Source organism: Lichenicoccus roseus (genome assembly GCF_005844085.1).
Lineage (GTDB): Bacteria > Pseudomonadota > Alphaproteobacteria > Acetobacterales > Acetobacteraceae > Lichenicoccus > Lichenicoccus roseus.
This window is the reverse complement of the sequence record NZ_VCDI01000008.1, coordinates 156,613-171,697: the sequence shown is the minus strand read 5'-3', so window position 1 is coordinate 171,697 and position 15,085 is coordinate 156,613. Positions and strand designations below refer to the sequence as shown.

The following is a 15,085-nucleotide window of genomic DNA, read 5'->3' as shown; positions in this document are numbered from 1 at the left end:
GAATTCTCTCCCACCGAGTGCGCGAACTACTTTAAAGCCGCAGGATATGAGCCGGAATGATCGGAATCTGCTCTAGGGTCGAAAGATCGCTGGCTCGTGCCTTACGGCAATCAGGGCGTCAGCGACTGAGAGGGCTCAAGCCTCCCGCCTTGTGGTCCGGGAGAGCATATGCCTACCTATCGCGTCTACCCGCTCGACTTCGACGGGAACATCATCGGCTCAGGGCAGCGAGCCAAGTGGGACACCGACCGAGATGCCCGCGTCTTTGCTCTCATGGTCCAGGCTGCGGGCGGCTCCTTCGAGATCTGGCGCGACACCATCAAGGTCTTCCCGTTGACGAGCGCGCGGAGCGGCTACACCGTATTTAAGTCATCCATCGACTTGGCCGGCAAACCGCCGCCTTTCGTCGGCGCTTGATCTGTCTTCGAGACGCGGATCTGGTCGCGCGTGGCGACGAGGAGGGGCAGATCACGGTGTTCGGGAAGGGCGAGAAGACGCGCGTTGTGCTGGTGCCGGCCGCCAGACCCGTCCGCCGTTTGCCCCAGTCACGACGACGCGGGACCTAGTTCGTTCGATCAGCCCGACCCGCTCGAGCGCCTCGAGTACGCTCCGGACGGTCGCTCGGACGATCCTGCAAGGCGCGCGAGCAGGCTGTATGCGGCCCGGACCGTCGGCCTGCCGTGCGGTCGGCAGGACCAAAGAAGCACATCGAAGAGGGCGGATTAGTGCGGCGTGATCTCACGCGTGCTCCAGACGCTTCGGGCTCGCGCTGCGAGTGCGCTTGCTTCGGCAGAGGTGAGGCAGTCGGTCGTCATCGGCGGGTTCTCCCCGCCGAATGCTCCGCGTCGTTACCACCCGTCAGACAAAGCGATCCTGTTCCCGTCAAAACGGGTTGAAAAGCGCATCGAACTGTCCGGTTTTGAAATGCACTCGCCGCCAAGCTGTGCATACCAGATCGGTTTGGGGGCTCCTTCGGGAGCCCTTCGGCGTTGATGGGTCATGGGTCATCCTCGCGTCCCGAGACGGGATGCTCTTGTGAGAGAGCCCGTGATCCCTACGCATGGGAAGGCCGTTACTAACCCGCGCTGCGAGTCGCGGCCTGTAGGATGCAGATATTCTGCGCCTATTTCGAACGACTTCCGACCGTTCGTTTCGGTCATGCGTATGCGCCCGATCCGCGCAGCCGGACGACCTCGACCCGCCCCTCGAACGTCGACGGCCTGGACTGCAACACGATAGCGGCGGACGGCTGTCGACAGCGAGAGCAGCGCAATCGCTCAATCGTGTGCGCAATTGTCCGACGCCCATGCTCCTCGAGCAGTCCCACGACCGGGATTTCCGCCTCCGTCGCGCACTGGCAACAGGCGCAGATCAGGACCCATTCGCCATTGCGGTATCGCGCTAGGGGTGTCCGGAAGACGACCCGGAGCCGCTGCGAGATCGAGAGGTTCGCGCCCATGACGAGAACATGGCATGAACGTTGATTGCGTCGCGGTGGAGGTGTTCAGGACTGCGATACCTGAACTGGACGGTGCAGGTAGTTCGTCGCGAAACCGGGCAGGTGAACCGACGCCTCGACCGCGAGAGCCTGCCGCTTCCGACTGTGCGGATGACCCTCGAGGCAAGCCACGGGGATGGGTGGCGTGCGCCGCTTGCCGTCGGAGCGTTCCGCTCGACCTGCGAGACCTGGTTGCCTCAGGAGGCGGAGACGTCGTCCATGCGAATTCCCGCTTCGGTGCCTCTGCGGGTCAAGGGGCGGGTCGATCAGCGTTTAGGCGGGTGGGCGGTCCTGCTGGCCTTGACCCTCGTTCGGAAAGTCGCCTACCTGACCGACGCGGTATTTTGCCATCGACCACAGGTCGTGCAGGAGCAGCCGGATTGCCGGACCAAACGTTCCTTTTATCGCAATTCGCTCTATACGGTATCAGGCGAGATTGGAAGCGAACGTTTCTGGACTGCATCGAGAGATGACCAAGTTCTTGCGATGGGCCATGTCCCGCGTACAGGAAAGAGCAGCGCCCTCCGGGCTGCAGTTCGAGAGGCGCAAGCCGCCATTGATAGGTTTCTCGACGCAGAGGAACCGGCGCCTTACATCGGCTCGAACAAACCTAAGACACCTTGCGGCGGCTCCGCGGTGCCTGCGCCCGAATGACCTCGACCGCCCTGGCGGGTGCCTGCTCAGCCTGCGGTGCAGCCTTGCGACCGCCTTCGATCGGTAGCTTGAAGCCGGGTTGCGCCCGGACCTCCTGCGGCGTCGGAACCTTTTTCCTGCGCGCCTTGGTCGCGACCGGAGACTTGACCGCCTTCGCAGCCTTCGTCGGGGCGGGCTCTCCAAGGCTGGCGCGCAGCGCGTCCATGATGTTCACGACGTTGCTATGGTCGGGCATTGGCTCGTCATCGAGCATGATGCCTTCACCCGCGAGCTTCGCGTCGAGCATCGCGCGAAGGCGGCTTTCGTATTGGTCCTCGAGATCAGCGGGGTCATATTTTCCGGTCTGCCGCGCGACCAGTTGAACCGCGAGTTGCACCATTTCCGGGTCGACCTTGACGTCGCGCACATCCTCGAACAGGGTTGCGGCGTCGTTCAGGTCGCGCTGCTCGTTCAGCGTATGCGCGACTAATCCCGCGCCCATCTGCCGGATCGCGATCGTCCGCTCCCGCTGCGCGATGACAACGCGGATCAGGGCGACTTTGCCGGTCGAACGGATCGCCTCCCGCAGCACGGCGAACACGTCATCCGCACCCTTGCCATCGGGTGCGACACAATAGCTGCTGTCGTAATAGACCGGATCGATTGAGGCAACGTTGACGAACTTCTCGACGGTCATGAGTGACGAACTCTCGACCTTGACGCTGTTCAGATCGCTCTCGCTGAGGAGTAGGTATCTTCGGCGGCCTCTGGATGCTTGTGCGTTAGAACTGCACTCCTGACGGTTGCTCGGGGCACCATGTTCAACGACGTAGACCAGCATCAGGCCGGGCTTGGTCCCGATGGGACCAAGCAGCGGGACTGGCGGCCAGGTCACAGGTCACTGCTCAATCAGACCGACAACGGCTTTAAGGGTACAGCGATCGAGGACCCAAGGAGGCGGATCCTAAACGAGTCTCCTGCTGCAGAGCTCATCAAACTAACTTCACAACATAATAATGTCGCATTCTTTACTTGCGTGAAAATCTTTTAGATTGGCATGACGCGCCGTCTGGAGGCTTTCATGGATCTAACGAGTACACAGGTTGCGTGGTGCAATCGGCTCATCATGCACTGTGAGGGACTGATCCGCAGCTGGGGAGTCAGGAGCGGTGAATCTGGGCGCTTTCAGTCAGCCGACATTTTAATCACCTGTATCAAAACCCCAACGAGGACGACGTTGCGCGTGCACTACTATGGTCAGTCTGTGCTTCACGCGAGGTGGGACCTAAACAACCACACCGGGACTGCCGACTTTCTCCCCGGGCCATGGGAGTATGACGTTCTTAGCTTGCGAGTCCAAGAACCGAGCCGGTGGCGAGGCGAGGCGCCGTAAAAGGCACCGCTAGTAGTTCAGTTCAAGTTCTCTGTTCGATAGGCAGCGGCGTAAAGTCGCCACGGTGCTGACGCTCGTCGAGCCGCCGGTCGTGTTCATGGCGGCGGTCAGACCGAAGGTGACCCGAAGAGGTACATGTCACCGAAGAGTGGTGCGATCAGGGGCAGCGCCCAGAGGACGACCACAACTGCGACGGTCAACACTGTCGCGGCCATCGCCAGTATGTACTGGCGATAGAGGCTGGCTGCCTTGCGGCTCCACTTCAGGCTCTCAGCCTGATACGCAGCGCGGTCGGCGACGACAACCTCGGGCATAGAGGTCGGGAAGGTCGAGTGGGTCTTGAGGTCGACAGAAGCACCAGGGTGCGGCACGGCGATGTATCCTGTGGCCAGGTGTCAGACGTCATCTGCAGAGATGATCGGCGTCGCGTCGTACAGGACGGCACAGACGGCCCAGAACGCTCCGAACAAGACGAAGCTCATGAGCATGAGAACCATTTCGAGCATGTGAGCGATCCTTGCCTAACGTTACGTTAGTGTGTTGGCTGGGATGCTATCTATGCGCCTGTGAGGCTTTAACGTAGTGAATAGAACGTCAACGTGCATTCGCTGTGCGTTATTACTATGATCGATTCATGTGCCGGGAGAGCGCCTCCTCAGACCTAGCGTGATTGATCAGCTTCCTTCCGGCAGTCCCCACCCTGACAACAACCGGCCGCTGCTGGCGACTGGCAAGGTGACCCTGCAGTCCGGATACGGTGTCGTCGCTTACGCTAGGACCCACGACCCGCTGGCTGCGCCGGCAGTCTCTATTATGCCGGCACTGACGTCTTTGCTCGAAGCAATCAGACGATCCGGTGCACGCACGTGTCCCGTTCTGGATTTACGACGACCAAGCTACTCGCGCTACCACCAGAGGTTTTTGATTCGAGTTTCAAGGTGGACGGATTATTGCAACATTCAGCTGATAATCGGTTTTTCTTCATTAGAGATCGAGCTGCAAGAATTGATTGAATTTGCTCTGCACGTAGTCCGCGAAAGCAGGACAGTTTCTGAAGCCGCGCCGGCGATATAGCGCAAGAGCCGGTTCGAAGGCGGGGCCGCTGCCAGTCTCCAGGCTAAGTCGGGTAATGCCTCGGTCGGATGCGTCAGCAATGATCCAATCTAACAGTGCTGTCCCTGCGCCCTTACGAAGGAAATCGGGGTGAGTTCGCATTGATTTCACCTCGGCGGTCCCACCGCCTAAGATCTTCAAGGCGCCGACGCTCGCGACGCGGTACTCCTGCCAAGCGCTCCATACTGTCACCTCCGGAACCTGCAATCCGGACAGATCGAGTGCAAAGACACTGCCGGGCGGCGAGCTGGCGTGCATTCCCGCCAAGTGCAATGCCAAAAGCTTGCGAGTTTGCCTGCCCGATAGGTCATCTTGACGGATCACGAACATCGATGCCCCCTCATCGCTAGGGTTCAGCAGTGACTGGCCTCGGCGGGTCATTCTCGACCTACCCGACTTCAGCGGACCTTGGCACGAAGCGCAATCCTGCGAGACCATGGTGACTACTATTGCCGTGATAACGCGAAGCCACACAGGTTGCATTGACCGCGTCACAGCATTCGGGGGAAGTCGCTCATGTCTGACGACTCTGCACAAGACACAGCCACGATTGGAGCAGATGGCTGCCTGACCATCCCAGCCTTTTTTGTTGAGGACGTTGCTCTGGCGCCCAGGCCACCAGGTGTTGCTCGAGCAGACTGACGATGGACTGCTGGTTAGCGAGGTTGGGTTGCCAGCGAAGGTGTGAGCGGCCGGGCGGGGAGCGACGGGATGGCGCTGGCGAGAAGACCGATCATGGATCCCAATCGCAGAGATTTAGACGCCGGGTGATGCGAAGGTCTAGCCTCGCGTCGAGCGTGCAGAGCACGGGTCAATGGCACTCTCGGCTACAGTCATCTTCACAGAACTCGTAGTCTTTAGCACAGTTATTTGGAGTGCGGTGCTCTTTGCACGCATCGGAAGCAGTCTGACAGACGTGGTAGCACTCATCAAAGCATAGAGCGGTGGTAGACGTCTCGCTCTTGATCCAGAGAAGATTGCCTTCTTCCTCTGTTGGCGAAACCCCCGCCTTCGCTGGGGCGCTGAAGATGATGAGCGATACGAGAAGCAGCAGTGACTTCATAGCTCTTCAAGCCTAAGCAACGCTTAACCAGGATTAAAAAGCGCTTCCATTATCTTGAGTCAACAAGTTACTTGAGCAGATTATCGAGCCCTATGGCGGGCAGATCGAGCCAACGGTGGATCCGGCGAACCCGTTCTACCTACTACGGTCCGGACCCATTAGCGGGATACCCAACAGCTGCGGTCTGTGATTCGCTCCTCGTGATGGGGAGGCGCGGATGGCGACGGAGTTCTGGCTGAGCGAGCGGCAATGGAAGCGTCTGGCGCCGCTCTTGCCGCGCAAGTCCCGGGGCGTGCCACGTGTTGATGACCGCAGGGTGATCAGCGGCATCGTGCACGTGCTGAAGTCAGGTGGTCGTTGGGTCGATGCACCGGCGGTCTACGGGCCGCGCAAGACCCTCTACAACCGATCCGTCCGCTAGGGTGCTCCCGGGATATGGCAGCGTATGTTCCAAACACTTCCGGCGGCTGATGGACGTCCTGCCGAGCTTCTCCTAGACAGCACCCACATCATGGCCCACCGCCGCGCCGCTGGAGGAAAAGGGGGCGCCAGATCCAGGCCATCGGCCGCGGCGGCCGCACCACCAAGATCCATGCCCTGACCGATGGCCTCGGGCGCCTGATCGCCTTCTGTCTTACCGCAGGCCATGTCTCTGACTGCCGGGCGGCTGAGGGCTTGCTGCATGGACCGCCGCACAGCGCCCTGGTCATGGCGGGTCGTGCCTACTACACTAATTCCATCCGCCAGCAGATCGAGCAGCAGGGCGCCGTCCCGAACATCCCGCCCAGGCGCACCCGGATCTGGAAAAGCTGCTTCAGCCGCGTGCTCTATCGCCGCCGCAACGCCATCGAGCGCATGTTCTGTCGGCTGAAGGACTACCGCAGGATCGCTACCCGCTACGACAAGCTCGCGACCAACTTCGCCAGCAGCGTCTGCCTACCCGCCGCCATCAGCTTCTGGTCATGAGTCCGGGCCCTAGTCGCATATCGAGTAGATCGGAAAACAGCAGCGTTCGTCGAGGTCGCGCGGTTCGAGTGTGTGGCACCGTCCGCGCTACCGCCGTGTTCACGCGCCTGACCGGGCTGTTTACGCGTCCCTCTCAACCGGATCGATCCGCTTCCTGCGCCCGCCGCAGCTCCCCACGCCTTGCAACGTAGAGGACCTCGATCCCAATGACCTCGCCCGCAGCGTCGAAGTCGAGGATCACGCCCGGAGCGACCTCCTCGGACTCGCAATATGCCCCCTCTTGGCCAAAACTCAGCCGCAGGGCGTCCGCCTCGATGTCATGGGAGAACCGGATCATCGGCAGTCTTTCGGTTGACACAAGGTTCTTATGTCGTAACGGAAATGCTGTGATAGAACGAGGATGTATGGGACTGAAACCCAAAACTAACTGACGTTGATATCAACATTTATGACGGTGTTTGCCGTGCTAGTTTCTGTCGTATTGAGTAAACTTCCGGAGCCCTATAATGCCGCGATTCCGATTTGCTTCATTGCATTGTTATTAATTTTTACGTGGGCTTTCGTTAGATTGGAGAGGCATCGATGCAAGAGTGGCGATAATTAACCTTGTAATGCGGGATCGGACGCGCGCTCCCGGAGGGCGACACGCGCCGCGTCCGCAAGGAAGCGGGACCGGTTCGGGCTGACCCGGTCAATCGCCGCGATCAGGTCCTTTGGAAGCGTGATATTCACCCGGACCGCGGTCGACACCCGCACCGGGGCTTCGACGAGGATCGCAACCGCCCCCTCGTTCTCCCGATCCTGCATGACGGTCTCCAGGGTCGAGGGGTACGGAACCTCGTCACCGTCCTCGACCATGCCCTGAATGTGCAGTGCGAGGACCTCGCTCGCCATGCGTCGCGCGTCGTCGAGGTCGGTCCCCGCTGTCACGCACCCCGGCAGGTCGGGAAACTCGACCCCGTAGTCGCTCGAGGCTTCTTTGCGGATCAGGGCAATATAGCTGGTCATCGGATCACCTCAGTCTCGCCCCGGCCTGTTTCTCGATGCTCCGCAGCGTCCCGATCGGCAGGTCTCGCTTGGGATGCGGCACCGTCACCCGACCGGGCCGCTCCAGATGCTTGAACTGCCAGTGATCGCCCTTGGTCGCGACGTGAACCCATCCCGCAAGTTCAAGCGCGCGGATGATTTCCCGGCTGTTCATACACACAATATACACATATGGGAGGCGTCGTCGAGCCTCTCGCGCGGCACTGAGAGTCGGGTATGGACCAAATCCGCTAAGGCTTCACCGGCCCCACAACCGACGTTGGGTCCGGCTGCGACGGGGCATTTAGAGCGAAGTGACTGAGATACCCGACCAGGCAGGCCGCGCCCCATAGGGCGGTCAGGACGACCAGGACGTCGCGAAACCTCGTCCCGGTCAGGTTCATGGCAGAGCAATCCTCAGGTCGAGCATCCTGTCGTCCCTGGCCCCGCTTACGCGGCGGTCGTCCTTTCGGATGACATCAAACCATACGTTGCCGCCTTGTTAACGCGTCGTCGAGCCGAGATACCCGCGCCCGCAAGCGACCAGGTCGGGCAGATCAGCGCTGTCGACAGCCCCCTGCTGCCACAGTTTTGCAGTCGAGGCCGTCGAGTTACGAGGGACGTGTCGTTCAGGCAGACGTCATGATGTCGAGCGCGATGCGGGCGCCTTTGGTAGAGCGGACGCGCTAGGGGGAGGCGGGGACAGCCTGGTTGTGACGGCGGCGGGGACGCAGGAGGTTACGGAGCTCACCATGTTCGCGACTGACCCGGCTGGCGGCGTCATGGCTCTTGAAGCCACGCATGCATCGGACCCTGCCCTTGATGCCGCGATGACCCTGCTCGAGACGGTTGTTCAGGTAGGCACTGGTCCGGTGTCGGACGGTCTCGCCCACTACACTGCGGATCGCCCTTGGGTAGGAGCCATGGCCGTCCGTCGTCACCCGGTCCGGCCAAAAGCCCATGGTCGCCCTGGCCGAGTGGAAGAACGCCTTGGGCGCCTTCATGTCGCGATGCTCGCTGAGCATGTAGTTCTCGTTGAAATACCAGCTGGCGCCGGAACCGCGTCGCATGTCGCGCCGGCGCCTGTGGAGCTCGTCGCCCATGACCGGCAGCAGCTTTGGCTCCCAGTCGCGGACGGCCTCATAGCTTGCTTCGATCCCTCGCAGAGCCATGATCTTGCTGAGGTCGCGCAGGGTCAGCCGGTAGCGCAGCCGGCAGAACACCACCAAGGCGATGATGTCACTGGGCAGATAAGTCCGGTTCAGCACGCCCACGCTGTGCTCGTTGAATTGCCGTCCGCAAGTCCGACACCGAAACCGTCGCTAGCAACGCGCCGTCACGTCCGGACGTTCCGTCACGGCTGCAGACCCACAGCACACGCAGTTCATCCCGGTATCCTGCCCGCTGCCATCGCAGGCAACGCTACGTCAACCACCCAAGCGGCCGCCAGATCCGCCACTGGCACGAGAGCTGACAGAACCCTGTAGGTCTCTACCAAGACCATTCGACGCCGGATCGACGATCCCAACCTGCGGGGGCGACAGCTCGGCCGCCAGCTCCGCGTCTTCAAAGAGGACCTCGCCGTCTTCGTCAACAGGCGACGTTGCTGATCGAAACCCGGCAACCGCGATGTAGTGGATCGCCTACGTCTGCCAGATCAAGTGGGACGTGCGCCTCCGTATGGCCTCGACAACCAAGCCACAGGGTTGCTCATCCGGTCGCGGCGCCGCTGCCATAGCCACCGTCCACCGGCAGGCAGATACCTGTGATGAAGGCGGCCGCCGGGCTGGCGAGGAACAAGGTTGCGCCGACCAGGTCGGTGGTGGTGCCCCAGCGCTTCAGGGCGGAGTGTCCGGCGATCGCGTCATGATTTCTCGGCTGCGACCAGAGCGGCTGGGTCATGTCGGTCTTGTGGTAGCCCGGCGCGATAGCATTCACGCGTATGCCGTCGGGCCCGAACTTATGCGCCAGGGCGCGGGTCAATCCGAGCAGACCGGTCTTGGAAGCGCAGTAGGCTGGAACAGCCGCATCGGCGAGATAGGAGAGCATCGAGGCGTAGTTGATGATGCAGCCGCTCCTGCTGGCCAGCTTGTCGCATCCAGCCATGGCGAAGCGCATCGCCGCGCTGAGATTGATGTCGATGACGTCCTGGAAGACGTCCGGCTCGTATTCCTCGTGCGGGCGGGCCACGCCGGCCGCGTTGACCAGCACATCCAGCCGATCGAGGCCGCCGATCGTCGCGCGGATGGCCTCGCTATCGCGAACATCGAGCCGGGCGAAGGCGATACCGGCATTGGCGGGATCCTCACCGGTCGCCGACAGTTTGGCGGATGAGCTTCCCGTCGCCAGCACCGAAGCGCCGAGGGCACGAAAGCCGCGTGCCAGCTCGAGGCCGATGCCGCTGGTGGCTCCGGAAACTAGCACCTGCCGCCCGGAGAACAGGTCGTTTGCAAAACAGCTCGAAACTTCGAGGAGCGACGTACTCATGCGAGATCTCCTACCAGCAGGTGTAGCCGGCGTCAGCGACGACGATGCTTCCGGTCAGCAGGCTGGCTGCCTCGGTCGCCAGGAACAGGACCACCGACGCGATCTCGTCGGGGCGGCCGACACGGCCCATCGGTGTCGCATCCAGCCAGGCCCGCCGGAGCGCCTCGTCCCGCATGCCGTAGCGGGTCATCGGCGTATCGATATAGGTGGGCGCAACAGCGTTGACCCTGATGCCACGCGGCGCCCCTTCGGCGGCCAGCGATCTGGTCAGCTGGTGCACCGCAGCCTTCGATGCGTTGTACGACGCCTGCTCCTGCGGCCGGTTCACCACCAGGCCGGACATCGAGCCCATGTTGACGATGACGCCACGCCGTCGCTCGAGCATCGCGCGGCCGAACGCCTGGCATGACCAGTACACGCCGTTGAGGTTGATGTCGATGACCTGGCGCCATTGCGCGGTTGTCGCCACCTCTGCACCGACTCCGCTGATTGCGATTCCGGCGCAGCAGACAAGGATGTCGACCGGGCCTGTCTCTTTCTCGATCGCCAGCGCGGCGGCGTCCAGGGCGGCGGGATCGGTCACGTCGACCAGGCGCCAGGCGGTATCGGCTCCCGCGGCGGCTAGTCGCGCAGCGCCGTCGCGTGCGGCTTCCTCGTCGCGCTCCAGCAGCACGATGCGCGCACCGGCTTCGGCCAACGCCTCGGCGCACGCAAGCCCGATGCCGCGACCACCGCCGGTGATGACCGCGAGCCGGCCTCCGAGCGCGTATTTTTCGAGATAGGATGTCGACACGGTACCGCCGTCCTTGTGGTTCACGCCGGCTGGCCCGGTGCTGCGCCGACCGCCGTCTCCGCAGCCTCGAGCATGGTCCAGTAGACCTCGCTCTGCTCGTAGGCGTGCTCGAAGATCGGCTTGAGGTTGGCGTAGATGTCCATCCAGCGGGGATTGGGTTGGATCTCGCCGGTCCAGCGCACCAGCCGGGCGGCGGCGCCGGCGAGATCGGGATAAAAGCCGACAGCGGTACCGGCCAGCATGGCGCAGCCGAGCACGCCGCATTCCTCGGCCGCCGTCGTCACCACCGGGCAGCCGTACAGGCTCGCCTTGATCTCGAGCCAGAGCCTGGTCTTGGCGCCGCCGCCGGCCGCGACGACACGGTCGAGCCGGTTGCCTGCGCTCTCCATGATCCGCAGGTTCCGGGCCGCGGCAAAGGCGACGCCTTCCATGACGGCGCGATGGAGGTGGCCAGCGCCATGGGAGCTGGTCAGTCCGATGAACTGGGCACGGGCATTGGTGCGCTCGCCGAGACGCTCGCCGTTCAGATACGGCAGGAACAGCAGCATCCCGGCGCCGGGTGGTGCGTCGGCCGCCAGCGAGACGATGCGCTCGTAGGCGTAGGCGTTCTCGTGGAAGGCGCGGCGGGCCCAGCGCATGGCATCGCCCCCGGCATCCAGGATGGTGAAGGCCGACCAGTTCGGCAACGCGCCGCGCACGTTGCTGATCACCGGATCCAGCACGGGGAGGGCGGTGCACAGGGTGAGCAGCGTGGAGGTGCCGGTGACGTCCGATGCGAGCCCGGGCGCGATCACCCCCGAGCCCAGCAGGGCTGCAGGGAAATCGCTGATGCCCACCACCACCGGAATGCCCTCCGGCAGGCCGGTCTGTGCGGAGGCCCGGCGCGAGATCCCCGCCAGGATCTCCTGCGGCTCACGCACCGGCGGCAGCAGGGCGGGATCGATCCCGATGAGCCCCGCCAGCTGGTCGCTCCAGCCCCCGCGCGCGACATCGTACAGGTAGGAGCAGGAGGCCTCCGGAGCGTCGATGGCGAAAGCCCCGGTGAGCTTGAAGTTGATCCAGTCCTTCGGGCTCAGCACCATGCAAGCGCGGGCGAACTCGGCGCTGCGATGCGCCTGCAGCCATTGCAGCTTGAACGCCCACCAGGCAACCGAGGGCGGATTGCCGGCAACCGGCAGCAGCGCGCGCCAGTGCGTCGCGCGCATGAAGCGGTCCACTTCCGCGCGATTGCGCTTGTCGTTCCAGAGCGGCACGGCATCGACGGCCGGCTCGCCGTCGGCATCGACCAGCACCGTGGCGTGCATCTGGCCGCAGGCGCCGACGGCGGCGATACGGGCGGCGGCACCCGGCAGGGCATCCAGCACGCGGCGGATCACCGCAACCGCGCCAATCCACCAGTCCGCCGGACGCTGCTCGGACCACCCGTATTGCGGGACGATCTGCTCATGCTCCTGCGCGGCGAAGGCGACCGTCTCGCCCGCGCCGTCCAGCAGGGCCGCCCGCACGCTCCCGGTGCCGACATCGATCGCCAGCAGCAGGTCGCGCCCGATCATCGTGGTCACGCGCGGCGCGGCCAGACGGAGGATTGCAGCAGCACCGCGACCAGGATGATGACGCCCTTGACCACCTCCTGGTGATAGCCCGGCACGTTCAGCAGGTTCATGATGTTACCGATCACGCCGAGCGTCAGCACGCCGATCAACGTGTTGAGCGCGGTGCCGCGTCCGCCCATCAGGCTGGCGCCACCGATCACCACCGCCGCGATGACATCCAGCTCCATGCCGATGCCGACCACCGGGGAGCCGACGCCGGAGCGCGCCGTGATGATGATGCCTGCCAGCGCCGACAGCACGCCGGAGATGACATAGACCGAGAAGACCCGCGGCGTGACGCGGACGCCGGACAGGCGCACCGCCTCGCCGTTCGAGCCGATCGCCACGATCAGCCGCCCATAGGCGGTCAGCCGCAGCACGAACGCCGTCACACCGAAGACCAGCAGCATCAGCGCCACCGGCAGCGGGATGCCGAGGATGCTGCCGCGGTTGAAGCCGTCGTTGAGCCAGGCGCCGTTGTCGCCCATGAAGATCGGCCGACCCTCCGAGACGATCAGCGCGATGCCGCGCGCGATGGTCATGCAGGCGAGGGTGACCACGAAGGAGGGCATGCGGCGGACCGCGACGAAGTAGCCCGAGATGGTGCCGAGCGCCGCGCCGGCGAGCAGGCTGATCGGCACCGCGGACCAGAGCGACATCGAGGTCAGCAGCGAGGCGCAGGTGATGCTGCCGAGTGCTGCCACCGAGCCTACCGAGAGGTCGATGCCGCCGGTCAGGATGACGAGCAGCATGCCCATCGAGATCACGCCGGTGCCGGCGACCTGGCGCAGCACGTTCTCGATGTTCCGGCTGCTCAGGAAGCTGGTCGAGATGAAGCTGGCCACCAGCACCAGCACCACGAAGATCGCGATCGTGCTGTAGCTGGCGGCAAGGGAACGAACATCGAGGCCCCGTCTCCGGCCGGCGCCGGGGACCGTATCGGCGGTCTGGATCACGGCCATTCAGGCCTCCGTCAGGACTGGTTGGGAATGGTTGGCGCCGACATGGGCGGCGCTGCGCAGCGCCATCTCCATGATCCGCGCCTCTGAATAGTCCGCGCGCTCCAGCGATCCGGCGATGCGGCCGCCGCTCATCACCAGCAGGCGGTCCGACGCGCCGATGACCTCGAGCAGGTCCGACGAGATGACGATCACGCCCAGGCCGCTGGCCGCCATGGTCTCGATCAGCTGGTAGATCTCGGACCGCGCGCCGACATCGACGCCCCGCGTCGGCTCATCCAGGATGACGATCCGGCAGCCGGCATCGAGCCATTTCGCGAGCACCACCTTCTGCTGGTTGCCGCCGGACAGGCTGCTGACCGGCAGGTCGAGATTGCGCGCCCTGATTGTCGTACGGCGCGCGACATCCTCGGCGGCGTTCCGTTCGGCACGCCGGCGCAGCATCCCGAGGGCGTTGGTGAAGCGCGCCAGCGTGGTGAACGTCATGTTCTGCCGGATCGGCAGGGCCAGCACCAGGCCCTGGCCCTTGCGGTCTTCCGGCACCAGACCGATGCCTGCCGCGACCCCCTGGCGCGGGGTGCGTATGGTCACGCGCCGGCCGGCGACCTGTATCGTGCCGCTGTCCGGACGGTCGGCGCCGAAGATCGCGCGTGCGACCTCGGTGCGGCCGCTGCCGATCAGCCCGGCGATGCCGAGCACCTCGCCGGCGTGCAGGGAGAAGGACACGTCCCTGACGAAGCCGGCCGCGCACAGCTTCTCGACACGAAGCAGTTCCTCGCCCTTGCGGCGGTCGACCTTCGGAAACAGCTGCGATGCCTCGCGGCCGACCATCAACGAGATCAGCCGCCGCTCGTCCATGTCGCCGATCGGGTAGGTGCCGACGGTACGCCCGTCCTTCAGCACGGTGATCTGGTCGGCAATGCGGAAGATCTCGTCGAGGCGGTGCGAGATGTAGACTACGCTGACACCGCGGCGCGACAATCCCCTGACCACATCGAGCAGCCGCTCGACTTCCGGCGGCGCCAGCACCGCCGTCGGCTCGTCGAGGATCAGCATCCGTACCTGCCGCGACATCGCCTTGGCGATCTCCACCGCCTGCTGGAAGGCGAGCGGCAGGCTGCCGACGAGTGCCCCGGGATCGATCGCGAAACCGAGTTCGTCGAGCAGCCGCCTTGCGCGCGCGCGCAGGGTTCGCGGGTTCACCAGGCCGGACATCTCGCCCAGGAAGATGTTCTCGGCAACGGTCAGGTCCGCGGCCAGCGCCAGCTCCTGGTAGATGATGCCGATGCCGAGAGCGCGCGAGACATGCGGCGACGAGATCGCCATCTGCACGCCGCCGATCCTGATGACGCCACCGGTGGCCTGGTGGGCGCCGGCCAGGATCTTCATCAAGGTCGACTTGCCGGCGCCGTTCTCGCCGAGCAGGGCGTGGACCTCTCCCGCCCTGACCCGGAACGACACGTCGTCCAGCGCGCGCACGCCGCCGAACAGCTTCGAGATCCCGATCATCTCGACGTCCATGCGCGCCGGGGCGGCGTCTGCCGCTGTCATCCCGCGGTCGG

Annotated in this window: 14 protein-coding genes and 1 pseudogene; 3 read left to right on the top strand and 12 right to left on the bottom strand. The window is 64.0% G+C overall.

Annotation, left to right across the window (positions count from 1 at the left end):
• The first annotated feature begins 168 nt into the window (after positions 1–168).
• Together FE263_RS18765 and FE263_RS18755 are read left to right on the top strand one after the other, a co-directional pair.
• Complete coding sequence (locus tag FE263_RS18765) at positions 169–417, top strand: hypothetical protein (RefSeq protein WP_138327564.1); 249 nt, start codon at positions 169–171, stop codon at positions 415–417.
• A 1,300-nt stretch (positions 418–1,717) separates the two neighbouring features.
• Positions 1,718–2,152, top strand: coding sequence for a hypothetical protein (locus FE263_RS18755; RefSeq protein ID WP_138327563.1), 435 nt, complete (start codon positions 1,718–1,720; stop codon positions 2,150–2,152).
• On the opposite strand, the gene ku is transcribed toward FE263_RS18755, so the two are convergent.
• From ku to FE263_RS18740, 3 genes are all read right to left on the bottom strand, one after another.
• Entirely contained in the window at positions 2,109–2,972 is an 864-nt protein-coding gene (gene ku, locus FE263_RS18750; protein ID WP_138327562.1) for a non-homologous end joining protein Ku, read from the bottom strand. The two genes, FE263_RS18755 and ku, sit on opposite strands and share 44 nt — an antisense overlap.
• A gap of 659 nt (positions 2,973–3,631) precedes the next feature.
• Complete coding sequence (locus FE263_RS18745; protein ID WP_138327561.1) at positions 3,632–3,895, bottom strand: hypothetical protein; 264 nt, start codon at positions 3,893–3,895, stop codon at positions 3,632–3,634.
• Between the two features lie 613 nt (positions 3,896–4,508).
• Positions 4,509–4,967: a GNAT family N-acetyltransferase gene (locus FE263_RS18740; RefSeq protein ID WP_138327560.1), complete on the bottom strand. Its 459-nt coding sequence runs from the start codon at positions 4,965–4,967 to the stop codon at positions 4,509–4,511.
• Between the two features lie 950 nt (positions 4,968–5,917).
• Between FE263_RS18740 and FE263_RS18735 the strand changes: the two are divergent.
• Positions 5,918–6,666 (top strand): annotated as a pseudogene (locus FE263_RS18735) (IS5 family transposase).
• Positions 6,667–6,799: 133 nt separating this feature from the next.
• Here FE263_RS18735 and FE263_RS18730 read toward each other — a convergent pair.
• The 9 genes from FE263_RS18730 to FE263_RS18690 form a co-directional block, all read right to left on the bottom strand.
• On the bottom strand, positions 6,800–7,003 hold the full coding sequence (locus FE263_RS18730) for a DUF2283 domain-containing protein (protein ID WP_138327559.1): 204 nt from the start codon (positions 7,001–7,003) through the stop codon (positions 6,800–6,802).
• A gap of 263 nt (positions 7,004–7,266) precedes the next feature.
• Complete coding sequence (locus FE263_RS18725) at positions 7,267–7,674, bottom strand: type II toxin-antitoxin system HicB family antitoxin (RefSeq protein ID WP_138327558.1); 408 nt, start codon at positions 7,672–7,674, stop codon at positions 7,267–7,269.
• Between the two features lie 4 nt (positions 7,675–7,678).
• Entirely contained in the window at positions 7,679–7,867 is a 189-nt protein-coding gene (locus tag FE263_RS18720; protein ID WP_138327557.1) for a type II toxin-antitoxin system HicA family toxin, read from the bottom strand.
• Between the two features lie 511 nt (positions 7,868–8,378).
• Positions 8,379–8,960 (bottom strand): DDE-type integrase/transposase/recombinase, encoded by a 582-nt coding sequence (locus tag FE263_RS18715; protein ID WP_171034218.1) that lies wholly within the window; start codon positions 8,958–8,960, stop codon positions 8,379–8,381.
• A gap of 442 nt (positions 8,961–9,402) precedes the next feature.
• On the bottom strand, positions 9,403–10,179 hold the full coding sequence (locus FE263_RS18710; RefSeq protein WP_138327555.1) for an SDR family NAD(P)-dependent oxidoreductase: 777 nt from the start codon (positions 10,177–10,179) through the stop codon (positions 9,403–9,405).
• A 10-nt stretch (positions 10,180–10,189) separates the two neighbouring features.
• A complete protein-coding gene (locus FE263_RS18705) occupies positions 10,190–10,996 on the bottom strand; it encodes an SDR family NAD(P)-dependent oxidoreductase (protein WP_205880449.1) in 807 nt (268 codons plus the stop codon).
• On the bottom strand, positions 10,993–12,525 hold the full coding sequence (locus FE263_RS18700) for a xylulokinase (RefSeq protein WP_138327575.1): 1,533 nt from the start codon (positions 12,523–12,525) through the stop codon (positions 10,993–10,995). Before FE263_RS18700 ends, FE263_RS18705 begins: the two co-directional genes overlap by 4 nt.
• Positions 12,526–12,530: 5 nt before the next feature.
• Positions 12,531–13,526 carry an ABC transporter permease gene (locus FE263_RS18695; protein ID WP_138327554.1) on the bottom strand — a complete coding sequence of 332 codons (996 nt, stop codon included), beginning with the start codon at positions 13,524–13,526 and terminating at the stop codon, positions 12,531–12,533.
• Positions 13,527–15,074, bottom strand: a complete 1,548-nt coding sequence (locus FE263_RS18690; protein WP_240759911.1) for a sugar ABC transporter ATP-binding protein — start codon at positions 15,072–15,074, stop codon at positions 13,527–13,529.
• Positions 15,075–15,085: the final 11 nt, after the last annotated feature.